27 protein-coding genes and 1 pseudogene are annotated in these 26,721 nt (G+C 70.2%); 12 read left to right on the forward strand and 16 right to left on the reverse strand.

The genetic code is table 11. The annotated features are described in order from the left end of the window. The first annotated feature begins 107 nt into the window (after nt 1–107). The 5 genes from IG08_RS0144660 (at nt 108) to IG08_RS0144680 (ending at nt 3,619) form a co-directional block, all read left to right on the forward strand. On the forward strand, nt 108–671 hold the full coding sequence (locus tag IG08_RS0144660) for a molybdopterin synthase catalytic subunit (protein ID WP_199821048.1): 564 nt from the start codon (nt 108–110) through the stop codon (nt 669–671). Further along, nucleotides 671–1,684: a GTP 3',8-cyclase MoaA gene (gene moaA / locus IG08_RS0144665; RefSeq protein WP_030617558.1), complete on the forward strand. Its 1,014-nt coding sequence runs from the start codon at nt 671–673 to the stop codon at nt 1,682–1,684. The genes IG08_RS0144660 and moaA overlap by 1 nt, the downstream gene beginning before the upstream one ends. Before the next feature lie 25 nt (nt 1,685–1,709). Then, nucleotides 1,710–1,955, forward strand: coding sequence for a MoaD/ThiS family protein (locus IG08_RS0144670; protein ID WP_030617563.1), 246 nt, complete (start codon nt 1,710–1,712; stop codon nt 1,953–1,955). A gap of 51 nt (nt 1,956–2,006) precedes the next feature. After that, nucleotides 2,007–2,483 carry a CBS domain-containing protein gene (locus tag IG08_RS0144675; protein ID WP_158812348.1) on the forward strand — a complete coding sequence of 159 codons (477 nt, stop codon included), beginning with the start codon at nt 2,007–2,009 and terminating at the stop codon, nt 2,481–2,483. Between the two features lie 143 nt (nt 2,484–2,626). Further along, nucleotides 2,627–3,619, forward strand: a complete 993-nt coding sequence (locus IG08_RS0144680; protein WP_030617568.1) for an MFS transporter — start codon at nt 2,627–2,629, stop codon at nt 3,617–3,619. Here the strand turns inward: IG08_RS0144680 and IG08_RS62875 are convergent. The 3 genes and pseudogenes from IG08_RS62875 to IG08_RS0144690 form a co-directional block, all read right to left on the reverse strand. Next, complete coding sequence (locus IG08_RS62875) at nt 3,591–3,854, reverse strand: hypothetical protein (protein ID WP_338060185.1); 264 nt, start codon at nt 3,852–3,854, stop codon at nt 3,591–3,593. The two genes, IG08_RS0144680 and IG08_RS62875, sit on opposite strands and share 29 nt — an antisense overlap. Beyond that, a pseudogene (locus tag IG08_RS62635) lies at nt 3,796–3,996 on the reverse strand (bifunctional 5,10-methylene-tetrahydrofolate dehydrogenase/5,10-methylene-tetrahydrofolate cyclohydrolase); the annotation flags it as partial. The pseudogene IG08_RS62635 and the gene IG08_RS62875, both read right to left, overlap by 59 nt. A 17-nt stretch (nt 3,997–4,013) precedes the next feature. After that, a complete protein-coding gene (locus IG08_RS0144690; RefSeq protein ID WP_030617574.1) occupies nt 4,014–4,928 on the reverse strand; it encodes a LysR family transcriptional regulator in 915 nt (304 codons plus the stop codon). A 181-nt stretch (nt 4,929–5,109) separates the two neighbouring features. On the opposite strand from IG08_RS0144690, the gene IG08_RS0144695 reads away from it, so the two are divergent. Together IG08_RS0144695 and IG08_RS0144705 are read left to right on the forward strand one after the other, a co-directional pair. Further along, a complete protein-coding gene (locus IG08_RS0144695; protein WP_030617576.1) occupies nt 5,110–7,413 on the forward strand; it encodes an FdhF/YdeP family oxidoreductase in 2,304 nt (767 codons plus the stop codon). A 411-nt stretch (nt 7,414–7,824) separates the two neighbouring features. Beyond that, nucleotides 7,825–8,556, forward strand: a complete 732-nt coding sequence (locus tag IG08_RS0144705; protein ID WP_030617659.1) for a maleylpyruvate isomerase family mycothiol-dependent enzyme — start codon at nt 7,825–7,827, stop codon at nt 8,554–8,556. A 14-nt stretch (nt 8,557–8,570) separates the two neighbouring features. On the opposite strand, the gene IG08_RS0144710 is transcribed toward IG08_RS0144705, so the two are convergent. Then, the gene (locus IG08_RS0144710) at nt 8,571–8,951 is read right to left on the reverse strand and encodes a MarR family winged helix-turn-helix transcriptional regulator (RefSeq protein ID WP_030617580.1); all 381 of its coding nucleotides are present in this window, start codon (nt 8,949–8,951) and stop codon (nt 8,571–8,573) included. 85 nt (nt 8,952–9,036) lie between these two features. Here IG08_RS0144710 and IG08_RS0144715 point away from each other — a divergent pair, with 85 nt between their 5' ends. Together IG08_RS0144715 and IG08_RS0144720 are read left to right on the forward strand one after the other, a co-directional pair. Next, a complete protein-coding gene (locus IG08_RS0144715; RefSeq protein ID WP_030617582.1) occupies nt 9,037–10,512 on the forward strand; it encodes an MFS transporter in 1,476 nt (491 codons plus the stop codon). 84 nt (nt 10,513–10,596) lie between these two features. Continuing rightward, nucleotides 10,597–10,884: a DUF6332 family protein gene (locus IG08_RS0144720; RefSeq protein WP_030617587.1), complete on the forward strand. Its 288-nt coding sequence runs from the start codon at nt 10,597–10,599 to the stop codon at nt 10,882–10,884. Here IG08_RS0144720 and IG08_RS0144725 read toward each other — a convergent pair. The 3 genes from IG08_RS0144725 to IG08_RS0144735 form a co-directional block, all read right to left on the reverse strand. Continuing rightward, a complete protein-coding gene (locus IG08_RS0144725; RefSeq protein WP_030617591.1) occupies nt 10,845–11,510 on the reverse strand; it encodes a response regulator in 666 nt (221 codons plus the stop codon). The genes IG08_RS0144720 and IG08_RS0144725 overlap by 40 nt on opposite strands. After that, nucleotides 11,507–12,724 (reverse strand): sensor histidine kinase, encoded by a 1,218-nt coding sequence (locus tag IG08_RS0144730; protein WP_030617594.1) that lies wholly within the window; start codon nt 12,722–12,724, stop codon nt 11,507–11,509. Before IG08_RS0144730 ends, IG08_RS0144725 begins: the two co-directional genes overlap by 4 nt. Nucleotides 12,725–12,813: 89 nt before the next feature. After that, entirely contained in the window at nt 12,814–13,503 is a 690-nt protein-coding gene (locus IG08_RS0144735) for a TetR/AcrR family transcriptional regulator (RefSeq protein WP_030617598.1), read from the reverse strand. Between the two features lie 166 nt (nt 13,504–13,669). On the opposite strand from IG08_RS0144735, the gene IG08_RS0144740 reads away from it, so the two are divergent. Further along, on the forward strand, nt 13,670–14,119 hold the full coding sequence (locus IG08_RS0144740) for a nitroreductase family deazaflavin-dependent oxidoreductase (RefSeq protein ID WP_030617601.1): 450 nt from the start codon (nt 13,670–13,672) through the stop codon (nt 14,117–14,119). Here the strand turns inward: IG08_RS0144740 and IG08_RS0144745 are convergent. Then, nucleotides 14,109–15,350, reverse strand: coding sequence for a geranylgeranyl reductase family protein (locus tag IG08_RS0144745; RefSeq protein ID WP_043456702.1), 1,242 nt, complete (start codon nt 15,348–15,350; stop codon nt 14,109–14,111). The genes IG08_RS0144740 and IG08_RS0144745 overlap by 11 nt on opposite strands. A gap of 134 nt (nt 15,351–15,484) precedes the next feature. On the opposite strand from IG08_RS0144745, the gene IG08_RS0144750 reads away from it, so the two are divergent. Both IG08_RS0144750 and IG08_RS0144755 read left to right on the forward strand, forming a co-directional pair. Then, nucleotides 15,485–16,840, forward strand: coding sequence for a dipeptidase (locus IG08_RS0144750; RefSeq protein ID WP_030617608.1), 1,356 nt, complete (start codon nt 15,485–15,487; stop codon nt 16,838–16,840). 37 nt (nt 16,841–16,877) lie between these two features. Further along, nucleotides 16,878–17,945 (forward strand): protein kinase family protein, encoded by a 1,068-nt coding sequence (locus IG08_RS0144755; protein ID WP_030617611.1) that lies wholly within the window; start codon nt 16,878–16,880, stop codon nt 17,943–17,945. Here the strand turns inward: IG08_RS0144755 and IG08_RS0144760 are convergent. From IG08_RS0144760 to IG08_RS0144795, 8 genes are all read right to left on the reverse strand, one after another. Further along, nucleotides 17,918–18,988 carry an ABC transporter ATP-binding protein gene (locus tag IG08_RS0144760; RefSeq protein ID WP_043456704.1) on the reverse strand — a complete coding sequence of 357 codons (1,071 nt, stop codon included), beginning with the start codon at nt 18,986–18,988 and terminating at the stop codon, nt 17,918–17,920. The two genes, IG08_RS0144755 and IG08_RS0144760, sit on opposite strands and share 28 nt — an antisense overlap. Further along, nucleotides 18,985–20,067 carry an ABC transporter ATP-binding protein gene (locus tag IG08_RS0144765; RefSeq protein WP_030617616.1) on the reverse strand — a complete coding sequence of 361 codons (1,083 nt, stop codon included), beginning with the start codon at nt 20,065–20,067 and terminating at the stop codon, nt 18,985–18,987. Before IG08_RS0144765 ends, IG08_RS0144760 begins: the two co-directional genes overlap by 4 nt. Next, nucleotides 20,064–20,984: an ABC transporter permease gene (locus IG08_RS0144770; RefSeq protein ID WP_030617618.1), complete on the reverse strand. Its 921-nt coding sequence runs from the start codon at nt 20,982–20,984 to the stop codon at nt 20,064–20,066. Before IG08_RS0144770 ends, IG08_RS0144765 begins: the two co-directional genes overlap by 4 nt. Then, a complete protein-coding gene (locus IG08_RS0144775; RefSeq protein ID WP_030617620.1) occupies nt 20,977–21,963 on the reverse strand; it encodes an ABC transporter permease in 987 nt (328 codons plus the stop codon). The genes IG08_RS0144770 and IG08_RS0144775 overlap by 8 nt, the downstream gene beginning before the upstream one ends. An 80-nt stretch (nt 21,964–22,043) precedes the next feature. After that, nucleotides 22,044–23,861 carry an ABC transporter family substrate-binding protein gene (locus IG08_RS0144780; RefSeq protein ID WP_030617622.1) on the reverse strand — a complete coding sequence of 606 codons (1,818 nt, stop codon included), beginning with the start codon at nt 23,859–23,861 and terminating at the stop codon, nt 22,044–22,046. A gap of 247 nt (nt 23,862–24,108) precedes the next feature. After that, nucleotides 24,109–25,149 carry an NUDIX hydrolase gene (locus IG08_RS0144785; protein WP_030617624.1) on the reverse strand — a complete coding sequence of 347 codons (1,041 nt, stop codon included), beginning with the start codon at nt 25,147–25,149 and terminating at the stop codon, nt 24,109–24,111. Nucleotides 25,150–25,354: 205 nt separating this feature from the next. Next, nucleotides 25,355–25,549, reverse strand: coding sequence for a hypothetical protein (locus tag IG08_RS0144790; protein WP_030617626.1), 195 nt, complete (start codon nt 25,547–25,549; stop codon nt 25,355–25,357). A gap of 7 nt (nt 25,550–25,556) precedes the next feature. After that, entirely contained in the window at nt 25,557–26,534 is a 978-nt protein-coding gene (locus IG08_RS0144795; protein ID WP_030617628.1) for a TIGR01777 family oxidoreductase, read from the reverse strand. Between the last annotated feature and the right edge of the window lie 187 nt (nt 26,535–26,721).

Genomic DNA, 26,721 nt, shown 5'->3' on the forward strand with positions numbered 1-26,721 from the left:
CCGTCGCCGCCGGTCAAATGCCTGTCGCGAAGGCCCCTGTGGTCGCGGGCCCAGGCCCGTGAGGATGAATGCCAGTGCCGAAGATCCAGAATCCGAGGGAACGCATCGTGATTGCCACCGTGAATGATCAGATCCGCTGTCCGGAAGAACCGGAGGAACGGGGCGAGGACGTCCGAGTGGGCCTCACCCGCGACCGCGTCCCGGTTGCCGAGGCGATCGAGTGGGTGACCGTGCCGTACTGCGGCGCGGTTGTCACGTTCACCGGCATGGTGCGCGACAGCAACGACGACTTGGCGGGTCGCCGTACCGGGATCATCGGGATCGACTACGAGGCGTACGACCGGCACGTCGAACCGCGACTTCGCCAGATCGCCCGCGCCGCCCACGACCGGTGGCCCGCCCTCGGGCGCGTGGCGTTGTTCCACCGCATCGGGCCGGTGCCGGTCACCGAGGCGAGCGTCCTGGTCGTGGTGTCCGCACCCCACCGCAGCGAGGCGTTCACGGCCGCCCGCTTCTGCATCGACGTGCTCAAGACGTCCGTTCCGGTGTGGAAGCGTGAACACAGCGGGGACGGCATGAACGGCTGGGTGGCGACCGGGAACCAGATCGACGACGTCACCGCCGCGGCGCACCGCTGGGACCTCACCCGGACCCCGGAAAGTGGGGCGTGATGATCCAGCCTCTCGTCGACCGCCGGTACCGTCACCTGCGCGACCTGCGGATCTCCGTCACCGACCGGTGCAACCTCCGCTGCCGGTACTGCATGCCGCGCGAGCACTTCGGCCCGGGACACCCCTACCTGGAGCCCGCCGTCCTGCTGACCTTCGACGAAATCGCGCGCCTGGCTCGGGTGTTCGCCTCCCTCGGCGTGCGCAAGATCCGGCTCACCGGGGGCGAGCCGCTGCTGCGGCGCGGCGTCGCGGACCTCGTGACGCAGCTCGCCGCGATACCCGGGCTCGATCTCGCGATGACGACCAACGGTCTGCTGCTGCCGGCTATGGCGGAAGGACTCGCTGAGGCCGGGCTGCGCCGGGTGACGGTGAGCCTGGACTCGCTCGACGACACCGTGTTCCGGGCCATCGCCGACACGGCGGTTCCGGTGCGCCGGGTCCTCGACGGGATCGACGCAGCGGCACGCGCCGGCCTGACTCCCGTCAAGGTGAACATGGTGGTGAAGCGGGGAGTCAACGACGGGTGCGTGCTGCCGATGGTCGAGCGGTTCCGGGGCAGCGGCCACATCGTCCGCTTCATCGAGTACATGGACGTGGGGGCCACAAACGAATGGCAGCTCGGTGAGGTGCTGCCCGCCGCCGAGATCGTGCGCCTGATCGACGACCGTCACCCGCTCGAACCGCTCGGCGCGACCGCCGCCGGCGAGGTGGCCACCCGCTACCGCTACAGGGACGGCGCCGGGGAGATCGGTGTCATCGGCTCGGTGACGCGGCCGTTCTGCGGGGACTGCACGCGAGCCCGGTTGTCAGCCGACGGAAAGGTGCACACGTGCCTGTTCTCCTCCGGCGGGACCGACCTGCGGGCATTGCTGCGAGCAGGCGCCTCCGACGAGGAACTGCACTCGGCCGTCCGCGCACTCTGGGGCGCCCGGGAGGACCGCTATTCGGAGTTGCGCGGGCGCCGCACACGATCGAGCAGCGATCGGGTGGAGATGTCCTACATCGGCGGATGACCTGGACCGAAAGGTGGATCGGCTCATGCCCACCATGCTTCTGTTCGCGACCGCGCGGGATGCGGCAGGCCGAGCGTGCGACATGATCCCCGGCAGCACACTCGGCGAGGTGCTCGACGAGGCACTACGGCGCTACGGCGCCGAGTTCGCCCAAGTGCTGGCGAACTCCCGGGTGTGGCTCAACGGAGAGATGTTGTACGACGACATGCGCGGCGCACCGTGCGAGGCAGACGACGAGATCGCCGTGCTGCCACCGATCAGCGGCGGATGATCAGCGCCGCGTCTCCCGAAACGAGGACAGGTACCTGCAGTGAGCAGCGCCATGGGCACCCCGACCTGTGAAACCACCGTTCAGAATCGCGTTGCAGAGGTAATGGTCACTTGCCCCAAAACCTTGGAGCCGGACTCAAGGGTGGAAGACCTCCGATCCCTTTTCGACGACGACCACGTCCACATGGCCCTTGTCGTCGCCGCCGACGGACGGCTCATCACGACAATCGAGCGACCCGACATCCACGAAGCCGCCTCGCATTCCGCGGCAGTCACAGAGTTCGGGACTCTCGTCGGCAGAACGGTGCCGGCGTCGTACCCGCTCGATGCCGCGACATCAGCGATGAAAAATAAGGCGCGACGCCGGTTGGCGGTGGTCGATGATTTCGGTCGACTACTGGGGCTGCTCTGCCTGAAGCGAGACGGAAACGGCTACTGCTCGAACGAGGGGATCCGCGCCCGTGCCCACAGCGCCGGAGTCCACCCACCGCAGGTGGTCGCCGTGAGCGACCCAGGCCCTGGCACGTGAAGCCGAAGGACGTAGGCGATCGCACTCAGGCACAGCGCCGCATCGGCCGCGACCCACGGTTCGGCCAACTCCTTGCCCTCTCCGTCGCACGCACCTAGCCTGACTTTGTGCCGCCAATAAACAAAACCCGAACGCACAACGCCGTGCCGGGCAACACCCTCACCCAACTCCGCATCGCGCTGACCACCTTCTTCGCCCTCGACGGCTTCATCTTCGCCGACTGGGTCGTCCGCATCCCCGCCATCAAGGAACAGACAGGCGCCTCCGCCACCACCCTGGGCCTCGCCCTCCTCGGCGTCTCCGCCGGCGCTGTCATCACGATGATGCTCACCGGCCGCCTCTGCCGCCGCTACGGCAACCACCAGGTCACCGTCGCCTGCGCCGTCCTCCTCTCCCTCAGCATCGCCCTGGGCGCCGGGCTCGGCGGCCTTGTCGCCGGGACGCTGTCTCCCACGCAACACCTGCTCGGCCTCGCCGGGATCGGCCTGCTCGTCACCGCCCTCGCGTGCCGTAGCCTGCTGCGCCTCCAGCCTCCGGCTCCGCCGGAGAGCGCACCTCGGGACAAGCCCGCACAGCACCGGCTGAGCCCCCGTACCCGCGGTCTCGTGATCACCTTCGGGCTGATCGCCCTGTGCACCGCCTACGGCGAGGGAGCTCTGGCCGACTGGGGCGCGCTGCACCTGGAACAGGACCTGCACGCCACACCGGGCGTCGCGGCCGTCGGCTACTCCTGTTTCGCGCTCGCCATGACCATCGGCCGACTGACCGGCACCCAGCTGCTCGAACGCCTGGGCCAGACCCGCACGTTGGTGGTCGGCGGCACGACCGCCGCGCTCGGCATGCTGCTCGCCGCGCTCGCGCCCGCCCTGTGGGTCGCCCTCCTCGGCTTCGTCATCACCGGGCTCGGTCTCGCCAACCTGTTCCCCGTCGCCGTCGAACGCGCCGGCGCCCTGGCCGGCCCCGACGGAGTCGCGATCGCGTCCACGCTCGGCTACGGCGGCATGCTCCTGGGGCCACCCGCCATCGGGTTCATGGCGGACTGGTTCTCCCTTCCCACCGCCCTCACCAGCGTGGCGGCACTGGCTGCGGCGGCCGTGGCCATCGCGTTCACCACGCGACGTGCGGCAGCGCACTGATCGCACGTCCCTCCGGTCCGGGACTCCGCTGGGCGGTTCGCAGCGTGTCGACCAGCAACATGGCGATGGTCGTGGGGCCCACCCCGCCGGGGACGGGCGTGACGCGACCGCCCGATGCCGTCGAGTTCTTCGGAACGGACGTCGCCGGCCAGGCCCGAGGGCGTCCGACGGATGCCTTTATCGATGACGACGGCGCCGGGCCTGGCGTGTTGGGGGCCGATGAGCCCGCGGACACCGGTGGTGACCACGACGATGTCGGCGGGCCGGGTGACCGCGGCGAGGTCGGTGGGGAACTCGTGGGCCACCGACACTGTCGCCCCGCGCCGCAGCAGCAGGTGCGTCAGGGGCTTGCCGACGAGCTCTCCCCGGCCGACCAGCCCTGTGGGCGTTCTCGCTAGTCGGGCACCCGTTCCAGCGCGGCGGCGACGCCGGCCCTGCCGACGACGTCGATGAGTGCCTGGCCGATCACGGAGACGGGCTCGCGCGCCGGGAGGACCAGGCCGATCCGCTCGGTGCGGACCGGGCTGACCAGGGCGACGGCGTGCATGCCCGCGGGGACGCCGAAGACGTGCAGCCAGGCGTGCGGCACGATGCTCGCCCACTGACCGGCCCTGACCTGTGCGAACAGGGAGGCGATCGAGTCGGTCTCCACGCGCGGGGTCACGGAGACGCCCACCTCCTCGAACACCGCGTCGAGGACCTGGCGCCCCTGCATCATCGGGTGCAGCAGGCACAGGGGGTACCGGGCCGCCTCCTCCCAGGAGATGTCGGCGGGGGCGGTAGCCGTGGTGGGCCGCTGGGTCAGGAGTACATAGCGCTCCCGGTACAGCGGGACGAACTTGAAGTCGTGCGCCGCGACGGAGCTGTGGTAGGTCACGGCGGCGTCGAGTTCGTACGTCCGGAGTCTGTTCACGATGTCCTCGGCCCGCAGGTCGGCGAAGACCTGGACGGTCGCCAACGGGTTGGCCGTGCAGAACGGCTGGGTCAGCAGCGCGACCGCCGTGGCCGCCGTCGGGACGGTCCCGATGCGCAGCCGGCCGCTCAACCCCGCGCGCAGCGCCTGGATCTCGCCCTCCATCGCGTCACGGTCGGCGAGGATGCGCTGGGCCCACAGGACGACCCGCTCGCCCTCCGGTGTGAGTCCGTCGAACCTGCGCCCCCGCTGGACCAAGGGGATGCCGAGCTCTTCCTCCAGCTTCCGGATGCCCTCGGACAGGGCCGGCTGGGAGACGTAGCAGGCCTGCGCCGCCTTGGCGAAGTGGCGGGCGCGGGCGAGCGCGACGAGGTACTCGAGTTGACGGAGCAGCACTCCCCAATGATCCACCGCGCCGGCTGCCCGGGACCGGTGGCCGCGCCGGCGTGATCGGTGCGGCCTATCACGTGATAACAACTTCCGCTTTGACCTCGCCCGATGTGCTGACGAAGAGTGAGAGGCGAACGGCCGGCGAGACACGTCCCGCCCGCGTGGGACGGAGAGGGCGTGACGCTCGATGCCTGACATCGACGAACCGGACCAGAACGAGCTGTCCGTGACGGCTCCCAAGACCTGGGCCACCGGCGCGCCCGCGGTCGTGCACGCGTTGCGGTACGCGCTGAGCCAGACCTCGCCGAAGCGCACCGCGCTGACCCTCCTCAACATCAACCAGGCGAAGGGTTTCGACTGCCCGGGCTGTGCCTGGCCCGAGCCCGCGCCGGGCCGGCGGCACCGCAACGAGTACTGCGAGAACGGCGCCAAGCACATCGCCGACGAGGCCACCTCGCGCCGGGTGACCGCCGAGTTCTTCCAGCGGTACTCGGTGGACGAACTGAGCCGTAAGTCCGACTACTGGCTCAACCAGCAGGGCCGGCTGACCGAGCCGATGGTGCTGCGCGAGGGCGCGGACCACTACGAACCGATCGGCTGGGACGAGGCGTTGGACCTCCTCGCCCGCGAACTGCGCGCCCTGGACCACCCGGACGAGGCGCTCTTCTACACCTCCGGGCGGCTGGCCAACGAACCGGCCTTCCTGCTCCAGCTGTTCGCGCGGGCCTTCGGCACCAACAACCTGCCGGACTGCTCCAACATGTGCCACGAGTCCAGCGGTTCGGCGCTGACCGAGACCCTGGGCATCGGCAAGGGCAGTGTCAGCCTCGACGACCTCTACAACGCCGACCTCGTCTTCGTCGTAGGACAGAACCCCGGCACCAACCACCCGCGCATGCTGTCCGCGCTGGAGGAGACCAAGCTCCGCGGTGGCAGTGTCGTCGCCGTCAATCCGCTGCCCGAGGCGGGACTGCTGCGTTTCAAGCATCCGCAGAAGGCGCGCGGCGTCATCGGCCGCGGCACCGACATCGCCGACCAGTTCCTGCAGATCCGGCCCGGCGGCGACCTCGCCCTGTTCCAGGCGCTGAACCTGATGCTGGTCGAGGCGGAGGACAAGGAGCCGGGCACCGTCCTGGACCGGGAGTTCATCGAGGCGCACACCACCGGCTACGACGCGTTCGCCGACCACATCCGCGACACGACGTCATGGGACGCGGTCCTGCAGGCGACCGGCCTGAGCCGCGACGAGATCGAGCAGGTGCATCAACGCGTCCTGAAGAGCCGCAGCGTCATCGTCTGCTGGGCCATGGGTCTGACCCAGCACAAGCACGGCGTGCCCACCATCAGGGAGGTCGTCAACTTCCTTCTGCTGCGCGGCAACATCGGCCGGCCGGGCGCGGGTGTGTGCCCGGTCCGCGGGCACAGCAACGTGCAGGGCGACCGCACCATGGGCATCTGGGAACGCATGCCCCAGTTGTTCCTGGACCGGCTGGGCGAGGAGTTCCGGTTCACCGCGCCGACGGCGCACGGCCTGGACTCCGTCGACTCCATCCGGGCCATGCTCGACGGACGGGCCAAGGTCTTCCTCGGCGTCGCGGGCAACTTCGTGCGGGCCACGCCCGACAGCGACGTCACCGAGCGCGCCATGCGCAACTGCCGTCTGACCGCGCACATTTCGACCAAGCTCAACCGGTCCCACGCGGTGTGCGGACGGACCGCGCTGATCCTGCCCACGCTCGGCCGCAGCGACCGGGACGTCCAGGCGGGCGGGGAGCAGTTCATGACGGTCGAGGACTCCATGAGCAAGGTCCACGCCACCCGCGGCAAGCTCGCTCCCGCGTCCGCACACCTCCTGAGCGAGGTGTCCATCATCAGCCGTCTCGCCCGCAAGGTCCTGGGGTCCGAACCGGACATCCCCTGGACGGACTTCGAGGCCGACTACGACGTCGTCCGCGACCGCATCGCCCAAGTCGTCGACGGGTTCGAGGACTTCAACGAGCGGGTCCGGCACCCCGGCGGTTTCCGGCTGCCCAATCCGGTCAACGACAAGGTGTTCCGCACGCCCAGCGGGAAGGCCGTGTTCACGGTCAACGACTTCACGATGCTCCAGGCGCCCAAGGGCCATCTGGTCCTGCAGACCCTTCGGTCGCACGACCAGTGGAACACCATTCCCTACGCGATGGACGACCGCTACCGGGGCATCAAGGGCGGTCGGCGCGTCGTCCTCGTGAACGCGGCCGACCTCACCGACCTCGGCCTCGCGGACGGCAGCCTCGTCGACCTGATCAGCGTCTGGTCCGACGGCTCGGAACGCCGCGCGGACAGCTTCCGCGTGGTCGCCTATCCCACTCCCCCGGGTTCGGCCGCCGCCTACTACCCCGAGACCAATGTCCTGGTACCGCTCGACAGCGTCGCGGACATCAGCAACACCCCTACGTCGAAGAGCGTGATCGTCCGCCTGGAGCGGGCGGCGGAGCCGGCACCGGCGTGAGGCCGGCTTGGCCTGCGTGACGTGGTCTCCCCTCGTGCGCGGCGGCGGGCAGCATTCCCGCCCACGTCACCTCCCCCGCACGAGGAGCCGCCCCGTCATGTGCCGCACCACAGAGCTCACCTCCCGGCGGGCGGTCCTGGGCGCCTTCACCGCCTCCGCCGCGGACGGCGCGTTCACCGAGCACCCCCTCGGCCGCGGCGACGCGCCCGGGACACGCACCGGCCACTGGGCACTGGCGGCCTCGGACGGCGGCAGGCTCGCCCTCACGTTCCCCGGTTCGGACCGCCCGGAGCGGGACCTGGAAGTGCTCCACGTCGACGGCGAGGTGCTGAGAGTCCGGGAGTCCGGGAGTCCGGGAGTCCGGAAATATTGCGCCCCTTCGACCGCACTCCATCCGGCACACTCGCCCCCATGGAGACACTCGAGTTCATCCAAACCCTGGAGCAGGATGGCCTGTTGCTGGCCGCGGCCGCCGAGGAGGCCGGCACCGACGCCAAGGTGCCGACCTGCCCGGAGTGGCAGGTGAAGGACCTGGTGCGGCACACCGGGGCGGTGCACCGCTGGGCGGCGTCGTTCGTCGCCGAGCAGGCCACCTCCCCCCGCCCCTTCGGTGGCCTCCCCGACCTCGACGGCGCCGAGCTGCTGGCCTGGTTCCGGACGGGGCACCGGCATCTCGTCGACACCCTCTCCGCAGCCCGACCCGACGTGCAGTGCTGGCAATTCCTGCCCGCTCCGTCGCCGCTCGCGTTCTGGGCGCGGCGGCAGGCGCACGAGACGGCCGTGCACCGGTTCGACGCAGAGGCCGCGCGCGGTGGCACCCCCGACGAACTCGCCCGGGACTTCGCGGCCGACGGCATCGACGAGTTGTTGCTCGGCTTCCACGCCCGCTCCAGGAGCAGGGTCCGCAGCGAGGTGCCCCGGGTACTGCGGGTACGGGCGACGGACGCGGACGGCGCCGTGTGGACCGTACGACTGACGCAGGAACCGCCCGCGGCCGTTCGGAACGACGTCGGGGACGCCGACTGCGAACTGGCCGGACCCGCCGCGCGGTTGTATCTCTCGCTGTGGAACCGGCTGCCGTTCCCGAGCCTCACCGGGGACGCGTCGGTCGCCGAGCTGTGGCGGGAGAAGTCCGCCGTGTGATCCGCGAGCCCGGCTCAGTCCGTGGCCAGCATCCGGGTCAACACCGCGCGCTGCACCGGGAGTACGTCGCCGTGCAGCGCGCGCCCCCGCTCGGTGAGCGCCACACGGACGCCCCGGCGGTCCTCCGCACACATGGCGCGTTCGACGAGCCCGTCCTTCTCCAGCCGGGCGATCAGCCGCGACAGCGCGCTCTGGCTGAGATGGACCCGCTCGGAGATCTCCTGCACGCGGTAGGCACAGGAGTCGCCGGACAGCACGTCCAGTACCTCGAAGTCGCTGGCGCACAGGCCGTGTTGGTGCAGCGCGCGGTCGAGTTCGCACTGTGTGCGGGCATGCAGCGCCAGGATGTCCCGCCACTGTTCCGCGAGTGCCTGTTCGACCTTCTTCGCCGCCATGGGCGCACCGTAGCAGAGGAGCGAGTTTATTGCATCGGAATTAAATGCATTTGCATTCGATGCATGCGCATGTAGTGTCTCCGGCATGACCTCTCCGCTCACCACCCCCGCATCTGAGGGACATTGGACACCCCGGCTGTGGGGCACCCTGCTGGTGCTGTGCGCCGCGATGTTCCTGGACGCGCTGGACGTGTCGATGGTCGGCGTCGCACTGCCGTCCATCGGCTCCGACCTCGGCCTGTCGACCTCGACGCTGCAATGGATCGTCAGCGGCTACATCCTCGGCTACGGCGGACTGCTGCTCCTCGGCGGACGGACCGCCGACCTGCTCGGCCGGCGTCAGGTATTCCTGGTGGCCCTCGGCGTCTTCGCGCTCGCCTCGCTGCTCGGCGGGCTCGTCGACTCGGGCCCGCTGCTGATCGCCAGCCGCTTCATCAAGGGCCTGAGCGCGGCGTTCACGGCGCCCGCCGGTCTGTCGATCATCACCACGACCTTCCCGGAGGGCCCGCTGCGCAACCGCGCCCTCTCCATCTACACCACCTGCGCGGCCACCGGTTTCTCGATGGGCCTGGTGCTCTCCGGCCTGCTCACCGAGGCCAGTTGGCGCCTGACCATGCTGCTGCCCGCGCCGATCGCCCTCATCGCACTGTTCGCCGGCCTGAAGCTGCTGCCGCGCAGCGAACGCGAGAAGGACCACAACGGCTACGACATCCCCGGCGCCGTCCTCGGCACCGCGTCGATGCTGCTGCTCGTCTTCACCGTCGTCCAGGCGCCGGAAGCCGGCTGGGCGTCGGCACGCACCCTGCTGTCCTTCCTCGCCGTCGCCTTGCTGCTCACCGTCTTCGTCCTGGTCGAGCGGCGCTCGGCGGGTCCGCTGATCCGGCTCGGCGTACTGCGCTCCGGCACCCAGATCCGGGCCCAGCTCGGCGCGATGGCCTTCTTCGGGTCGTACGTCGGCTTCCAGTTCCTGGTCACCCTGTACATGCAGTCGCTGCTCGGCTGGTCGGCGCTGCACACCGCGCTCGCCTTCCTGCCCGCGGGCGCGCTGGTGGCGGCGTCCTCGACGAAGATGGGCGCGATCGTCGACCGGTTCGGCACCCAGCGGCTGATCGCGGCCGGCTTCGCACTGATGGTCGTCGGGTACGCACTGTTCCTGCGGGTCGACCTCGACCCCGTGTACGCCGCCGTCATCCTGCCCTCGATGCTGCTCATCGGCGCGGCCTGCGCCCTGGTCTTCCCCTCGCTCAACATCCAGGCCACCAACGGCGTCGAGGACCACGAACAGGGCATGGTCTCCGGGCTGCTCAACACCTCGGTCCAGGTGGGCGGTGCGATCTTCCTGGCGATCGTGACGGCGGTGGTGACCGCGGGCGCCTCGGAGAACGCCGGCCCGCAGGCCGTCCTCGACAGCTACCGGCCCGGGTTCGTCGTGGTGACGGGCATCGCCGTGGTCGGGCTGCTGATCACCCTCACGGGACTGCGCACCCGGCGTGCACAGCCGCCCGTGGTGGTCGCCAAGTCCACTGTGCAGGAGGCGGAGCGCGTATCCGTGAGCGACTAGTACGCGCCCAGGGGGACGCCTCCGACACGTGCGCCCGGCGGAGCCTGCTTGCTCCGCCGGGCGCACGGCTGTGAGACTTCGGGGATGAGTGGTTACGGGGGACGGCGCGGCCAGGCCGAGCGGGATGCGATGACCGTCGAGATCGGGTACGCGTTGGTCAGCGCGGCGTTCGCGGCGGCGGTGCTGTTCGGGGCGGTGGCCGGTCCGGCGCTGCTGTTCGATCTGCCGTACACCCTGGAGCTGTTGCTGGTGCGTACCGGCCTCGTGCTCGCGCCCGTGCTCTTCGTCGCCCGGGTGATCAGTGTGCTGGTCCGCTTCCGGGACGGCCGGTCTCAGCCCAGCCAGCCCGGCCGCACCAATCCCGACTCGTAGGCCAGCACGACGAGTTGGGCCCGGTCCCGAGCGCCCAGCTTGACCATGGTGCGGCTGACGTGGGTCTTCGCGGTGAGCGGGCTGACGACCAGGCGGCGGGCGATCTCCTCGTTGGACAGGCCGATGCCGACCAGGGCCATCACCTCCCGTTCCCGCTCGGTGAGTTCGGCGAGGGCGTCGCCGGTCGCGGGCTCCTTTGACCGAGCCGCGAACTCGGCGATCAGACGGCGGGTCACACCGGGCGACAGCAGGGCGTCGCCCCCGACCACCGACCGTACGGCGCGCAGGAGTTCCTCCGGCTCGGTGTCCTTGACCAGGAACCCGGAGGCGCCCGAACGGATCGCCTCGAAGACGTACTCGTCGAGTTCGAAGGTGGTGAGCATGACCACCTTGACCTCATGAAGGGCCACGTCCTCGGTGATGCGCCGGGTCGCGGCCAGCCCGTCCAGCGTCGGCATCCGGATGTCCATCAGGACGACGTCGGGCCGCAGTTCGCGCACCTTGCGCAGTGCCTCCTCGCCGTCGGAGGCCTCCCCGGCCACCTCGATGTCGGGCTGCGCGTCGAGCAGCGCCCGGAAGCCGGCCCGCACGAGTGACTGGTCGTCGGCGAGCAGTACGCGGATCACCGGTCGTCCTCCTTGGCCTTGGCCTTCGCCTTCGCGGGCAGTACGGCGAGCACCCGGAACCCTCCGTCGGGGCGCGGTCCCGCCTCGATCGTGCCACCCAGGGCGGCGGCCCGCTCCCGCATTCCGGCCAGACCGTTCCCGCTGCCGCCCGCGTCGGCTCCGGTCGCGGGTCCGTCGTCGTCGATACGGAGTCGTAGCGCGCCCCCGTCGTGATCGAGCCGCACGCGCGCGTGCCGCGAGCCCGAGTGCCGTACGACGTTGGTGAGGGCCTCCTGGACGATGCGGAACGCCGCGAGATCCGTGCCGGGCGCGAGGTGCGGCGGCACTCCCTCCACCTCGACCGTGAGGCCCGCGCTCGCCGCCTGGGCCGCCAGCTCGGGCAGCCGGTCGAGGCCGGGCGCCGGAGCGCGCGGCGCGTCACCCGGCGTGCGCAGCGTGTCGAGCACCTGGCGCACCTCGCCGAGCGCCTCCTTGCTCGCGGCCTTGATGGTGGTGAGCGCCGTGCGCGCCTGCTCGGGGTCGGTGTCGAGGAGCGCGAGGCCGACGCCCGCCTGCACGTTGATGACCGAGATGCTGTGCGCGAGCACGTCGTGCAGTTCGCGGGCGATCCGCAGCCGTTCCTCGTCGGCGCGCCGACGCGCGGCCTGGGCGCGCTCGGCCCGGTCACGGGCCCACTGCTCGCGGCGGGTCCGGACCAGTTCCGACACGGCGACGATCGTGATCATCCAGGCGGCGACCACGCCCTCCTGTCCCCAGGAGGCGGCGGAGTCACCGGACGGCGGCAGCCACCGGTACAGCCAGTGCGCAAGCAGTACGTGCCCGGCCCAGAGCATCCCCAGCGCCGCCCAGGCGGCTCTACGGTGCCCCGCGACGATGGCGCTGAAGCAGGCCAGGGCGACGGTCACGAAGACCGGCCCGTACGGGTACCCGGCGCCCAGATACAGCATCGCGGCCGCCGCCGTACCGAACACGACGAGCACCGGATACCGCCTACGCCACAGCAGCAGCGCCGAGCCGACGAACAGCAGCACCCGCGCGAAGAAGTCGAGGTCGGCTCGCTCACCCACCTGCTGATGGGCCGCGAAGTGCGACCCGACCAGCACGAAGACGGTGATCAGCACGGTGGACCGCCAGGGCCACCGCGCCCCTTGGACGTCCTCACCCCAGCGGTTCCACCACGGCGGGCCGCCGCCTCGTACGTGCTGCTCATCCATGAGCGCCACGCTAGACGCCACGAGGCCGGCAGGGCGTCACCCGAGCGTGGTGATCACGGGTACTCCCCGCGAAGTACGTCGGACATCTGTTACTTGAGGCCCACCCCGTGCGCGAGCCGCTCCACCGCATGCCGGAAGAACGGCTCGCGGTCCTCCACCACCCGGTTGAACTGGCCGAACAGCTCGAAGCCGACGAGGCCGTACAGCTGGGCCCAGGAGGCGACGAGTGCGGTGACCGCCTCGGGCGGGAGGTCGGGGGCGAGGTCGGCGGTCATGCGGTCGGCCTCGGGGTGCAGGTCGGCGGGGAGTGGGGAGTTGGTCAGGCCGGGGCCCTGGTGGGCGTCGCGGACGATGGCGATGAGGAGGAGGCCCACGCGGGCGGCGGCGGGAACGGTCGTCTGCGGGGCCGTGTAGCCGGGGACCGGCGAGCCGTAGATCAGCGCGTACTCGTGCGGATGCCCGAGCGCCCAGGCCCGTACGGCTTCGCACACCGCGATCCAGCGCCGGACGTGCCCGGCGTCGGCGACCGCGTCATGCGCCGCCTCCGCCGCCTCACCGAGGGAGTTGTAGGCGTCGATGATGAGCGCGGTCAGCAGTTCGTCGCGGCTGGGGAAGTAGCGGTAGAGCGCGGAGGACACCATGCCGAGCTCGCGGGCCACGGCCCGCAGCGAGAGCTTGGCGGCGCCTTCGGCCGCGAGCTGTCTGCGGGCCTCGTCCTTGATGGCCGCGGTGACTTCGATGCGGGCTCGGGCACGGGCGCCTTGTGGGGTGCTGCTCATGCAGGGCAGTGTCCCATGAATCCAGAGCAGTGCACACAAACGAGAGCAGCAATCTAAAAAGAGAGCACTGCTCTTGCTTTGGATCACCGATCTCGTGCACACTCATTCCAAGCGAGAGCACCGCACTCGAACGAGAGCACCGCTCTCCGTATCCGTGGGGGTCACCATGTCTTCGTCGTACTACCTCAAGGGCAGCCCGCTCAACGTCCGGCTGAACGGCATCATCGGCTGGCTGGCCCGGCACGGCTTCAGCCTCGCCGGCACCGCGGAGATGTCCGTGCGCGGCCGCAAGAGCGGCAAGATGCAGCGGATCCCGGTCAACCCGCACACGTACGAGGGAGAGCAGTACCTGGTCTCGGCGCGCGGCCACTCCCAGTGGGTGCGCAACATGCGCGCGGCCGGCGGCGGCGAGCTGCGCGTCGGCCGCAAGGTCCGCGAGTTCGCCGCCGTGGAGCTTCCCGACGCGGAGAAGCTCCCGGTCGTGCGGACCTACCTGGAGAAGTGGGGCTGGGAGGTCAACCAGTACTTCCAGGGGGTCACGGCCAAGTCCTCCGACGAGGAGATCATCGCGGCCGCACCCGACCACCCCGTCTTCAGGATCACGGTCAGGAAGTGACCTCGCCGCCCTCCGCCTCCACCGCACGCCGGTCCAGCGCGGCCAGCGCGCGCTGGGCCATCGGACGGCCGCGGATGATCTCGGCCAGCGAGGTCGAACCCCGGGTGATCTCCTTGAACGCGTTCCAGGCGGGCCGGAAGCCGGTCAGGGCCGCGTGGAACAGCCCGGGACGGCGTTCGAACAGGGTCAGCAGTCGCTTGCCGATGCTCATCTCGACACCGAGCCCCGCCTTGATCGCGAACGCGTAGTTCAGCGCCTGCCGCCGGGTGTCCACGGCGTCGTGCGCCTCCGCGATCCGCACCGCCCACTCCCCCGCGAGCCGGCCCGACCGCAGCGCGAACGAGATGCCCTCGCGCGTCCACGGCTCCAGAAGGCCCGCCGCGTCTCCGCACACGAGCACCCGCCCGCGTGAGAGCGGCGAGTCGTCGGCGCGGCAGCGGGTCAAGTGGCCGGAGGAGATGCTCGGTTCGAACCCGGCGAGGCCGAGCCGGGCGACGAAGTCCTCCAGATACCGCTTCGTGGCCGAGCCCTCGCCGCGCGCCGAGATCACCCCGACCGTCAGGGTGTCGCCCTTGGGAAAGACCCAGCCGTAACTGCCGGGCATCGGGCCCCAGTCGAGGAGCACCCGCCCCTTCCAGTCCTCGGCGACCGTCTCGGGCACCGGGATCTCCGCCTCCAGGCCGAGATCCACCTGGTCGAGCTTCACCCCGACATGTGCTCCTATGCGGCTGGCACTGCCGTCGGCCCCGACGACCGCCCGCGCGAGCAGCGTCTCGCCGCCCTGCAGGACCACGGCCACCGACCGCCGGTCCGGCACGGCCGAACCGTGCTGCTCGACCCGCTGGACGGTGACGCCCGTGCGCAGCTCGGCGCCCGCCTTCTGCGCGTGCTCGACGAGCTGCTGGTCGAACTCGGGCCGGTTGATCAGCCCGAACAGCATCTGCTTGGAGCGCCGGGTACGGGTGAAGCGGCCGTTGTGCGAGAACGTGACCGCGTGCACCCGGTCGCGGAGCGGCAGCTCGAAGCCGGGCGGCAGGGAGTCGCGCGAGGGACCGATGATGCCGCCGCCGCACGTCTTGTACCGGGGCAGCTCGGCCTTCTCCAGCAACAGCACGCGCCGTCCCGCGACCGCCGCCGCGTAGGCGGCCGAGGCCCCCGCGGGTCCCGCGCCCACCACGACGACGTCCCACACCTGCCGCACGTCGTCCGCCGAAGAGTTCTCGCTGCTCACGATGGTCTGCTGCTCCCGATCAAGCCGTCCGCCATACCTGCCTCCCGCATCCTACGGCGGACGTCGCCGCAGGCCGCTGTGGGAGGATCGGCATCATTCACAGGTACAACGTCGCACCCACAAGGAGCGTGCCCATGTCGTCGAATCCGGTCGCCGAGACCGTCGCCTCGCTGATGCCCAGGGCGAAGGCGGAGCTCACCGAACTGGTGGCATTCCAGTCGGTGGCGGACTTCGACCAGTTCCCCAAGAGCGAGAGCGAGGGCGCCGCGCGCTGGGTCGCGGACGCGCTCACCGCCGAGGGTTTCCAGGACGTCGCCGCGCTCGACACCCCGGACGGCACGCAGTCGGTCTACGGCTACCTGCCCGGCCCCGAGGGCGCGAAGACGGTCCTCCTCTACGCGCACTACGACGTGCAGCCGCCGCTGGACGTGTCCGCCTGGACGACCCCGCCCTTCGAACTGACCGAGCGCGACGGCCGCTGGTACGGGCGCGGTGCCGCCGACTGCAAGGGCGGCGTGATCATGCACCTGCTCGCGCTGCGCGCGCTCAAGGCGAACGGCGGCATACCGGTCCACGTCAAGTTCATCGCCGAGGGCTCTGAGGAGATGGGCACGGGCGGCCTGGAGCGGTACGCCGAGGCCCACCCCGACCTCCTCGAAGCGGACACCATCGTCATCGGCGACGCGGGCAACTTCCGCGTCGGGCTGCCGACAGTCACCTCCACCCTGCGCGGCATGACCCTCGTCCGCGTGCAGATCGACACCCTCGAAGGCAACCTGCACTCGGGCCAGTTCGGCGGCGCCGCCCCCGACGCGCTCGGCGCGCTGATCCGCGTCCTGGACTCGCTGCGCGCGGAGGACGGTTCGACGACGGTCGACGGGCTGGCCCCGGAAACCGGCTGGGACGGCCTGCAGTACGACGAGGAGCAGTTCCGCAAGGACGCCAAGGTCCTGGACGGCGTCCAGCTGATCGGCGACGGCACGGTCGCCGACCGCATCTGGGCGCGCCCGGCCGTCACCGTCCTCGGCATCGACTGCCCGCCGGTCGTCGGCGCCACCCCGTCCGTGCAGGCGGGCGCCCGCGCGCTGGTCAGCCTGCGCGTGCCGCCGGGCGTCGACGCCGCCCATGCGACCAAGCTGCTCCAGGCCCACCTGGAGGCGCACACGCCGTGGGGCGCCCGGGTGCGCACCGAGCAGATCGGCCAGGGGCAGGCGTTCAGCGCGGACACGACCAGCCCGGCGTACGCGGCGATGGCCGAGGCGATGTCGGTCGCCTACCCCGGCCAGGAGATGCAGTACGCCGGCCAGGGCGGCTCCATCCCGCTCTGCAACACCCTCGCGGCCCTCTACCCGAGCGCGGAGATCCTCCTCATCGGCCTGAGCGAGCCGGAGGCCCAGATCCACGCGGTCAACGAGAGCGTGTCCCCCGATGAACTGGAGCGCCTCTCGGTGACGGAGGCGCTCTTCCTGCGCAACTACGCGGGGAGTTGAGCCTTGCCGTGTAGGGCATCCCCCGGATCATGGGGCCATGCCCTACACCGAGCGCCTCACCACCCACACCGACATCGCCACCGCCCTCGCCCTGCTCTCCGACCACGAACTCGCCGAGCTGGTCGAGGCCGGTGCGCCCCTCGGGACCGGGATCGGCGGGCGTTCGGCGCTGATCGAGGTCGACGGCAGGAAGGTCTTCGTGAAGCGGATGCCGCTCACCGACATCGAGCGGCGGCCGGAGAACGTACGGTCCACGGCCAACGTGTTCGGGATGCCGGCCTTCTGCCACTACGGCATCGGCGGCATCCCCAGTCCGGGCTTCGGCGCCTGGCGTGAGCTGGCCGTGCACGAGATGACGACCAACTGGGTACTGTCCGACCGGTTCCCGGGCTTCCCACTGATGCATCACTGGCGGGTGCTCCCCGACGCAGAGCAGCCACTCCCCGAGGAACTGGCCGACGCGGAACGGGCCGTGGCCTACTGGGGCGGCTCGCCGCACCTGCGCGACCACATCGAGGCCATGCGTACGGCGTCCGCGAGCCTGACGCTGTTCCTGGAGTACCTCCCGCACACCCTCCATGACTGGCTCGGGGCCCAACTGCGCACGGACGAAGCCGACTCCGCCTGCGCCCTGGTGGAAACGGGCCTCAAGGCCGCCACCGACTTCCTCCACGAGCAGCGGCTCCTGCACTTCGACGCCCACTTCGGCAACATCCTCACCGACGGTCGGCAGCTCTACCTCGCCGACTACGGGCTCGCCCTCTCTCCGCGCTTCCAACTCGCCGCGCAGGAGCGCGACTTCTTCGACCGTCACCGTCACTACGACCGCGCTTACGCCTTCTCCTACCTGGTGCACTGGTTGGTCGTCGACCAGTACGGCTACAGCAGGGACGAGCGCGAGGACTTCATCCGCGCGTGCGCCGACGGCGAGACGCACCCCGAGGGCATCCCCCAGGTCGCCTCCGGAATCATCTCCCGGTACGCGCAACTCGCCGCGACAGTGGGCGACTTCAACCGCCGCCTGGAGCAGGAGAGCAGGCTGACCTCGTACCCGTCCGCCGAGGTACTGGGGTTCGCCTACAACAGCTCCACGCTCTCCGCATAGTGGCAGGCCACCGGGTTGCCCCCACCCCGGTCCACCAGCGCGGGCACCTCCTCGACGCAGGCCGCCCGCTCGCTCACGGTCAACTGGCCCGCGAACTTGGGGCACCGGGTACGGAACCGGCAGCCGCTCGGCGGACGGACCGGGCTCGGGACGTCCCCCTGCACCGTGATGCGCGTGCGGGCGCGTTCCTTGCGCGGGTCGGGCAGGGGGATGGCCGAGACCAGGGCCTGGGTGTACGGGTGCGCGGGGCGGGCGAACAGCTGCCGGGCTGGCGCGATCTCGACCAGCCGGCCCAGGTACATGACGGCCACCCGGTCGGCCACGTGCCGCATCACCGACAGGTCGTGCGCCACGAAGAGGAAGGACAGGCCGAGTTCGCTCTGTAGATCCATCAGCAGGTTCAGAATCCCGGCCTGGATCGACACGTCCAGCGCCGAGACCGGTTCGTCCAGCACGACCACGCGGGGACGCAGCGCCAATGCCCGTGCGATGCCGATGCGTTGACGCTGGCCGCCGGAGAACTCGTGCGCGTAGCGGTTGCCGTGCTCGGGGTTGAGCCCGACGAGCCGCAGCAGCTCACGCACCTCGTCGTCGGCGCCGGGCCCGTAACGGCCGTGGATCCGCAGGGGTTCGGCGACGATCTCGTGCACCGATATCCGCGGGTCGAGGGAGGCGTACGGATCCTGGAAGACGATCTGCAGCTCGCGCCGCAGCGGCCGCATCCGGCGCCGGCTCAGCTCGGTGAGCTCACGGCCCCGGTAACGGACCTGTCCGGAGGTCGCGGACTCCAGGCCCAGCACGGTGCGCGAGATCGTCGTCTTGCCCGAGCCGGACTCCCCCACCAGGCCCAGGGTCTCGTTCTCGTGCAGGTCGAAGGAGACCCCGCACACGGCGTGCACGTCACCCACCCGGCGGCGTACGACACCGTGGGACATCACGGGGAAGTGCTTGACGAGATCGCGGACTTGAAGCACGGGCTCTCCGGTGCCGCCGTGACCGGGCAGCGGGGACAAGGCGTCGGCAACCTGCGCAGGCGCGCTCATACGGCGTCCTCCTCGGGGGTGTTCACGGGTGCCGCCTCGGCGAACCGGGCCAGAGCCGCCGAGTCCGCGCCGGCCGCCTCGAAGACCTCCCCGGCGCCGGTGCCGACGAGTTCCTCGGAGAAGTGGCAAGCGCTGAGGTGGCCGTCGCCGCCCGCCGGACGCAGCGGCGGCTCCGCGCCGTCGCAAGCGTCCCGGCGCAGGGGACAGCGGGGCGCGAAGGGACAGCCGGGCGGCAGGTGGAGCAGTGAGGGCGGGGAGCCGGTGATCGGGGTGAGGCGGGCCTCCTCACGGTCGAGGCGGGGCAGGGAGCCCAGCAGGCCGAGGGTGTAGGGCATGCGCGGGGTGTAGAAGATGTCCTCGACCGAGCCGGTCTCCACCATCCGTCCCGCGTACATGACGGCCACCCGGTCCGTGTGGCCCGCCACCACCCCCAGGTCGTGGGTGATGAGGACGAGGGCCGCTCCGGTCTCTGCGCGGGCGGTCTCCAGCGCGTCGAGGACCTGGGCCTGCACGGTGACGTCGAGCGCGGTGGTGGGCTCGTCGGCGATGATCACGTCCGGGTCGTTCGCCATGGCAATGGCGATGACGACGCGCTGGCGCATACCGCCGGACATCTCGTGCGGATAGGCGTCCACGCGCCGCTCGGGGCTCGGGATGCCGACCGTGCCGAGCAGGTCGACCGCCCGCGCACGGGCGCCGCGGGCCTTGAGGTCGGGGTTGTGCCTGAGCAGGGTCTCGGCGATCTGGTAGCCGACCGGGTGGACCGGGTTGAGGGAGGTCATCGGGTCCTGGAAGATCATCGCGATGCCCTTGCCGCGTACGTCCGACAGCCGCGCGTCGGACAGGCCGAGCAGCTCCTCCCCCTCGAACCGCACCGAGCCGCGCACCCGCGCGGTGGCCGGGAGGAGCCCCATCACGGCGAGCGCGGTCACGGACTTCCCCGATCCCGACTCACCGACGATCCCCAGGGCCTCGCCCCGTTCGAGGCGGTAGCCGACGCCGCGCACGGCCCGTACGGTCCCGTCCTCCGTGGGGAACTCCACGGTGAGGCCGTCCACTTCGAGCACGGATTCCGTCACTGTCGCACCCTTTGCTGCCGGGGGTCGAAGGCGTCGCGCAGGCCGTCGCCGATGAAGTTGACGGTCAGGGCGATGGCGATGATGAAGGCGCCGGGGATATAGAAGAGCCAGGGCCGGGTGTCGACGGCCGTCTGGGCCTGGGCGACCAGCAACCCCAGTGAGGTGTCGGGCGGTTGGACGCCGAAGCCGAGGAAGGACAGGGCGGTCTCGGTGAGGATGCCGGTGGCCACCAGGACGGTCGCGTTGACGATGATCGGGCCGAGCGCGTTCGGCAGCAGGTGCCGGAAGATGATCCGCGCGTCCGAGGAGCCCAGTGCCCGCGCCGCCTCCACGAACTCCTTCTCGCGCAGCGACAGCACGCTGGAGCGCACGACCCGGGCCACGTACGCCCAGGTCAGCCCCGCGATGACGAGAGCGATCCAGTACCAGGAGCCGCCGCTGCGGGAGGAGATGACCAGGGCGATGGCCAGCAGCGGCAGGGTCAGGACGAGATCGGCGATCCGCATCATGACCGCGTCGACGACACCCCGGTAGAAGCCGGCCATCGCTCCCCAGACCGCGCCGACCAGGGTGGAGCCGAGCGCGATCATGACGGCGATCTTCAGCGAGGTCTGGGTGCCGCGCATGACCTGGGCGTAGGCGTCGTACCCGGAGGAGTCCGTCCCGAACGGGTGCTTCCAGGACGGGGACTGGGAGTTGTCGGGGGTGAACTTCCGGTACGAGTAGTGCCAGAAGTACGGCCCCACGAACGCCCACAGCGCGATCAGCAGGAAGACGACCAGGCTGATCACGGCGGCCCGGTGGCGCAGGAAGCGGCGCAGGACCAGCTGGGTCTGACTGCGCTGCCCTACCGTGAACTCGCCGTCGGTGAACGGAACTTGAGTGCCCGCGGCCCCGGGCGCTTCGATGTCAGTCATAGCGGATCCTCGGGTCGAGGACGGCGTAGAGGAGGTCGGCGAGCAGGTTGAAGACGATGACGACCACCGCGGACAGCAGCAGCCAGGCCATGAGCCGGTAGACGTCGACGGTCGAGGCCGCCTGCACGAGCATTTCTCCCATCCCGTGCCACTGGAAGATCGTCTCCGTGACCACCGCCCCGCCCAGGATGCTCGCGACGTCGAGCGCGGTGACGGTGGCGAGCGGGATGAGGGCGGTGCGCAGGGCGTGCCGGGTGATGACCCTGCCCCGTCGGAGTCCCTTGGCGCGGGCCAGTCGTACGTAGTCGCTGTTGAGGACTTCGAGCATGGAGGCGCGGGTGTAGCGGGTCCAGGAGGCGAAGGAGACCAGGGCGAGGGTGATGGTGGGCAGGGCGAGGTGGCCGATGCGGTCGACGAACTCGTTCCAGGGGGTGTCGACGTTCAGATACGGCGACTTCTCGCCGATCGTGCCGAGGAACTGGCTGCCGGTCTTCTCGTTGATCCAGATTCCCGCCTGCTTGAGCAGGACGGCGAACCAGAACACCGGCATCGCGAGGAACAGGAACCCGACGAAGGTGATCGAGTAGTCGGCGGCGGTGTACTGGCGGATCGCGCTGAACGCCCCGAACAGCACGGACAGGATCAGGGCGATCAGCATGGCGGCGGCGACCAGGGTGACGGTCACCCGGAAGCGTGTGAACAGGTCGTGCCCTATGTTCAGGTTCGTCTGCACGGACGGGCCGAAGTCGCCGTGCAGCACTCCGGTGATCCAGTTCCAGTAGCGCTCCAGGACGGGCTGGTCGGCATGGATGTGCCGGGCGAAGGCCTGCACGGCGGCCTTGCTGGGGGCGGGCTGCCGTGAGGTGGCGAAGTTCGCCACGGGGTCGCCGGAGTTGACGACGACCAGGAACACGATGAACGTCGAGGCGATCAGGACGGGGACGGAGACGAGGATGCGGCGCACGGTGTAGGCGAGCATGCGGTTCTTCTCTCGGACGTGTGAGCGGGGTCCCGGCCCGGGGGTCGCCCGGGCCGGGCTCGACAGAACCGCTCACTGGCCTACTTCTTCAGCCCCCACTCGGCGGTGTTGTACGGCGGCCCCACGTTCGTGGCGTTGTCCCGCACGTTCACGAACCGCGTCTGCACCGCCAGGAACGTCGGCTTCTGGTACAGCGGCAGGACGTAGGCGTCGTCCGTCATGATCTTGTCGGCCTGGTTGAGCAGCGCGGCCGCCTTGGTCTGGTCGGTCTCGCCGACGGCCTGGGCGACCAGCTTGTCGACCGTCTTGTCGCTGTAGCCGCCGTAGTTGCCGCCGCCTCCGGTGACCCAGTTCTGCTGGGCGTTGCTGGAGGGGAACGGCGAGGCGACCCAGGCGAAGACGATGATGTCGTACTGGTGCCCCACCAGGACCGTGCCGAGGTCGGCGGCGCCGATCGGCTTGATGGTGACCTTGATGCCGAGGCTCGCCAGGTTGCTCTGCAGGATCTGGCACTCGCTCTGCCGGATCTGGTTGCCGGTGGTGTAGCGGCAGTTGAAGGGGCCGACGGTCTTTCCGTCCGGGGTCTTCAGAGCCGTGCCCACACCGGTGAACCGGGCGTCGGTCAGGTACTTCTTCGCCTTGGCCAGGTCACCCGATCCCTGTCCGGTGGCGGTCACCACGTCCTGGTAACCCGCCTGACCGGGCACGAAGTTGTGGTTGCCGAGGTGGTTCACCTTCGGGTCGAACTGGCCGACCGTCTTGGACACGATGTCCTTGATGCTGATCGCCGTGAACATCGCCTGGCGCAGGGCCTTGTACTTGCCGATCACCGGGTTGTGCAGGTTGAGGTCGAAGTGCTCCCAGTTCAGGCCGTTGCCGATGGTGTAGGTGACGTTGGGAATGTCCTTGACCTGTTTGACCAGGTCGACCTCGGGCTGCGGGTAGATGCCCTGGACCTCGTTGTTCTGCAGGGCGATCGGCTCCTGCGTGGCATCCGTGATGACCTTGAAGATCAGCCGCTGCAGGCTCGGCTTGTGCGCGCCCCACCACTTGGGGTCGGGGACGTAGGTGGCGTGGTCGTTGTCCACCCACTGCTGCATCTTGTACGGCCCCGCCGTCGCGTACTTGGTGGGCGGGGTCTTCTGGAAGTACTGCCAGCCCTCGGTCATCTGAGCCGCCGTCATATGGGCGGCGTCGCCGGTCTTCGCGCCGGAGAGCTTCTCGGCGACGTGCGCCGGGTACAGCGGATAGCCCGCGCCGAACAGGGACTTCCAGTCGGAGAACGGCTTGGCCATCACGACGGTGACGGTCTTGCCGCCGTCGGAGCCGGTGACCGACTTGACGCGGTCGTAGCCGGCCGTGCTCTGCGGCAGGCAGCCCTTGGTCTGGGTGGCGTCACTGGCGGGAGGCGGCGGACAGTCCTTGCCGTCGTTGGTGCGCCAGTAGTAGACGAAGTCGTCGGCGGTGATCGGGGTTCCGTCGTTCCACGATGCCTTCGGGTTGATCTTGTAGACGATGGTCTGGGGGCCGGTGCCCGTCTGGGTCGCCGAGGTGACCAGATCGGTGTTGAGGGCGACGGTCAGATCGGGCTGGGGGACGAAGACCTGGGGCAGGACGACGCCGAGGGCCTCGCCGTTCTCGAAGGTGTTGCCGTTGGCGTCCTGGACGTTCCACTGCTGGATGTTCTTCTCCAGCACGTAGGTGAAGGTGCCGCCGGCTTTCGTGGCACCGGAGTTGCAGGTGTCCGCCTTGCCCTTGGTCGTGCAGGACGTGAGTCCCGCCGAGGTACCGCTGCCGGAGCCGCCGCCCCCGCCGCCGCTGCTGCAGGCGGCGAGGGCGAGAACCAGCCCGGCGGCGAGCGTGAGACCCCGGGCGAGGGCCGATGGGTGAGCGCGCATGTCCCTCCTTCGACCGGCGGTGGATCCGGCCTGTGAGAGGCGGCCGACGGCCGCGGGAGAACTGGGCTGCGCACCGACGGTAGAACGCTTACACGCGTAATTCGGATTTCATTTCATACCGGGACGGCGACAGTTCACCCTCGCTTTGTCCTCGGAATTTCCCCGGTCGGGCAAACCCGGAAAGGCATGTCTCCGGAATGGCAAAGTCCCCTCCAACTACCGGAAGGAAAAGGCAAGTCCGGGGATCTCAGCCGACCGGTACACCGGCCTCCAGATACAGCGCCGCGCCGCGCTCCCGGGCCCGCAGGGCCCACCGAAGCCGCTCGTAGCGCACCGGCGGCAAGAGGTCGGCGGCCTCCTCCTCGGTGACGAAGCGCCAGTCGCGCAACTCGGGTCCGGGCAGCAGGAGTCGTCCCGCCTCCGCGGAGTCGAGGCGTCCGCCGTCGAAGAGGAGGCGCAGTCCGCCGTAGCCCGGAGGCACGGGCCGTTCCCAGTCGACGACGAGCAACCGGGGTACGTCGTCGAGGCGGATGCCGGTCTCCTCGGTGACCTCACGCATGCCGGCGCGCGCGGGCGCCTCGCCGGGTTCGACGACGCCGCCGGGGAACTCCCAGCCGGCCTTGTAGGTGGGGTCGACGAGCAGCACCCGGTCCTGCTCGTCGAAGAGGAGCACTCCGGCGGCGATCGTCTCGGAGGTCGGCTCGGGGGTCTGCACGATGTCGCAGACGGGTGCGGAGCCGGAGCTGACGGCCTCGGCGATCCGGACGGCCGTCTCGTACGGGGTGAGGGCGCCGGTGTCGATCGGATGGGCGTCGGCGGTGAGCCAGGAGGCGAGGGCGGCGCGGTACGGCTCGATGTGGTCGTACGCCCACTGCCGGATGCGCATCTCACCGTCGGGGAGGTCCGGTGGGACCTCCCTGTTGGCTATTCGCTCGCGCAGGATCGTTTCAGCCGGGGCGAGAAGGACATGCCGGACCGTGATCCGGCGGGCGGCGAGGCCGCCGAAGATCTCGTCGCGGTACTCCTGGCGCAGCAGGGTCATGGGGACCACGAGGGTCCCCCCCAGCTCGGCGAGCATGGCTGCCGCCGTGTCGATCACCAGACGTCGCCAGATCGGCAGGTCCTGGAAGTCGCCGACCTCGGCGAGGCGCTTGGGCGGCAGCAGGTGTGCGAGTGCTCCGCCGATGGCCTCGGGGTCGAAGAGCGTGCTGTTCGGGATCAGTTCGATCAGTTCCCGTGCGGTGGTGGTCTTCCCCGCACCGAACGCGCCGTTGATCCAGACGATCACGTTTCCCCCTCTTCTGCTGACCCCCTCAGGCTTGCCCGCTCCACCCTGCCACGGAAACCAGCCGCAGCTGAGGGCGCACAAAGTGGCGCCGGCGCCCCCCAGGGCCTCTCCGGCGGATCCTGTCGCAGACGCGGGGTCTGGCGCGCACATCCGCCGGACAGGCCCTCGTCCAGAGGGCGCCGGCGCCACGGTCCTGCGGGCCTCGTCAGCCGTTCTGCCCGAGGGCGCCCTCGTTGACGCCGTCCAGGCTTTCGCTGGCGATGGCGTGGTCGAGGGTGCTGAGGGTCTTGTCGACGTCGATGTCACCGAGGTCGTCGCCCAGGGCATGGGACGGGGTGATCGCCGCGACGACGAAGCCGGTGGCGAGGGAGGCGATGGCGAGCATGCTGCGCTTCTTCATGCCGGGTTCAACTGGCGAGCGGCACAGGAGTCACGCCCGGCCTTCGAGTGATCCGGGCACGCTGCACCAGGTCGTCGGCGGCCTGCGGCCACTCGGCGTACCGGAAGGCGAAGCCCGCGTCCCGCAGCCGCCCGGGGACGACCCTGCGGCTCTTCAACAGCAGTTCGGTGTCCGAGCGCAGCGCGAACGCGCCGAGCTCCGCCATCCACCTGGTCGCGGGCAGCCCGGCCGGGACGCCCCAGGCGGAGCGCAGCCCGCGCATGAACGCGCGCTGCGGCAGCGGTGCGGGGGCGGTGAGGTTCACGGGTCCGGCGAGGTCGTCCCGGTCGACCAGGAACTCGACCGCGCGGACGAAGTCCTGGTCGTGGATCCAGGACACGTACTGGGCGCCGCCCGCGACCGGTCCGCCGAGGCCGAGCCGGGTCAGCCGCGACAGGACGTCGAAGACGCCGCCGCGGTCGGGGCTCATCACCATCGCCGAGCGCAGCGCGACCTTGCGGGTGTGCGGGGTGTCGGCCCGCTCCTGCGCGCGCTCCCAGTTCTCGGCGATCTCGACGCTGTAGGACCAGTAGTCCGGGACGCCTGGTTCGGTGCCGCCGGCGATCCCGGTGGCCTCGTCGTTCGCGGCGTCGAAGCGGTGGGAGTAGACCGTGGCGGTGCTCATCTGAAGCCAGACCCGGGGCGGCCGTGCGGCGGCCGCGATGGCCTCGCCCACGACCCGGGTGGAGTCCACCCTGGAGTCCATCATGGTCTTGAGGTTGGCCGGGGTGTAGCGACAACTGACACTGCGGCCCGCGAGATTGACCACGACGTCGCTGCCGTCGATCAGCTCGGCCCAGCGGCCCAGGGTGGCACCGTCCCAGCAGACCTCGCCCTCGCGCGTCGGCCGCCTGGTCAGGATCAGGACGTCGTGGCCGGCGGCCGTCAGCGCGCGCTCGAGGATCGTTCCGATCTGGCCGGTCCCTCCCGGCAGCACGAATCTCATGAGACTCCCCCTCTGTTCGAGAAGAAGCCTAGCGCGCATTTGAACGCGTTCAAAATAAGACCGGGAGTTCGCCGGAACATCCGATGTCCCGTCACACCCGAAGGGGTCCTGACGGGGTACCGAGCAACCGTTACCGCACCTCTTCCATCAGAGTCCGACAGCTCCTACCGTGAACGCGCACATGACA

The organism is Streptomyces fulvoviolaceus (assembly GCF_000718165.1).
In the GTDB taxonomy this organism is placed as follows: Bacteria; Actinomycetota; Actinomycetes; order Streptomycetales; family Streptomycetaceae; genus Streptomyces; species Streptomyces fulvoviolaceus.

What these genes read in the sequence shown, in the direction of transcription:
- IG08_RS0144695 (WP_030617576.1), top strand. Translation starts at nt 5,110, where the DNA reads ATGCCTGACATCGACGAACCGGACCAGAACGAGCTGTCCGTGACGGCT.
- moaA (WP_030617558.1), top strand. Translation starts at nt 671, where the DNA reads ATGATCCAGCCTCTCGTCGACCGCCGGTACCGTCACCTGCGCGACCTG.
- IG08_RS0144735 (WP_030617598.1), bottom strand. Translation starts at nt 13,503, where the DNA reads ATGAGCAGCACCCCACAAGGCGCCCGTGCCCGAGCCCGCATCGAAGTC.
- IG08_RS0144775 (WP_030617620.1), bottom strand. Translation starts at nt 21,963, where the DNA reads ATGCTCGCCTACACCGTGCGCCGCATCCTCGTCTCCGTCCCCGTCCTG.
- IG08_RS0144770 (WP_030617618.1), bottom strand. Translation starts at nt 20,984, where the DNA reads ATGACTGACATCGAAGCGCCCGGGGCCGCGGGCACTCAAGTTCCGTTC.
- IG08_RS0144670 (WP_030617563.1), top strand. Translation starts at nt 1,710, where the DNA reads ATGCCCACCATGCTTCTGTTCGCGACCGCGCGGGATGCGGCAGGCCGA.
- IG08_RS0144790 (WP_030617626.1), bottom strand. Translation starts at nt 25,549, where the DNA reads ATGAAGAAGCGCAGCATGCTCGCCATCGCCTCCCTCGCCACCGGCTTC.
- IG08_RS0144730 (WP_030617594.1), bottom strand. Translation starts at nt 12,724, where the DNA reads ATGGATGAGCAGCACGTACGAGGCGGCGGCCCGCCGTGGTGGAACCGC.
- IG08_RS0144740 (WP_030617601.1), top strand. Translation starts at nt 13,670, where the DNA reads ATGTCTTCGTCGTACTACCTCAAGGGCAGCCCGCTCAACGTCCGGCTG.
- IG08_RS0144760 (WP_043456704.1), bottom strand. Translation starts at nt 18,988, where the DNA reads ATGAGCGCGCCTGCGCAGGTTGCCGACGCCTTGTCCCCGCTGCCCGGT.
- IG08_RS0144705 (WP_030617659.1), top strand. Translation starts at nt 7,825, where the DNA reads ATGGAGACACTCGAGTTCATCCAAACCCTGGAGCAGGATGGCCTGTTG.
- IG08_RS0144755 (WP_030617611.1), top strand. Translation starts at nt 16,878, where the DNA reads ATGCCCTACACCGAGCGCCTCACCACCCACACCGACATCGCCACCGCC.
- IG08_RS0144720 (WP_030617587.1), top strand. Translation starts at nt 10,597, where the DNA reads ATGAGTGGTTACGGGGGACGGCGCGGCCAGGCCGAGCGGGATGCGATG.
- IG08_RS0144715 (WP_030617582.1), top strand. Translation starts at nt 9,037, where the DNA reads ATGACCTCTCCGCTCACCACCCCCGCATCTGAGGGACATTGGACACCC.
- IG08_RS0144780 (WP_030617622.1), bottom strand. Translation starts at nt 23,861, where the DNA reads ATGCGCGCTCACCCATCGGCCCTCGCCCGGGGTCTCACGCTCGCCGCC.
- IG08_RS0144795 (WP_030617628.1), bottom strand. Translation starts at nt 26,534, where the DNA reads ATGAGATTCGTGCTGCCGGGAGGGACCGGCCAGATCGGAACGATCCTC.
- IG08_RS0144710 (WP_030617580.1), bottom strand. Translation starts at nt 8,951, where the DNA reads ATGGCGGCGAAGAAGGTCGAACAGGCACTCGCGGAACAGTGGCGGGAC.
- IG08_RS0144750 (WP_030617608.1), top strand. Translation starts at nt 15,485, where the DNA reads ATGTCGTCGAATCCGGTCGCCGAGACCGTCGCCTCGCTGATGCCCAGG.
- IG08_RS0144675 (WP_158812348.1), top strand. Translation starts at nt 2,007, where the DNA reads ATGGGCACCCCGACCTGTGAAACCACCGTTCAGAATCGCGTTGCAGAG.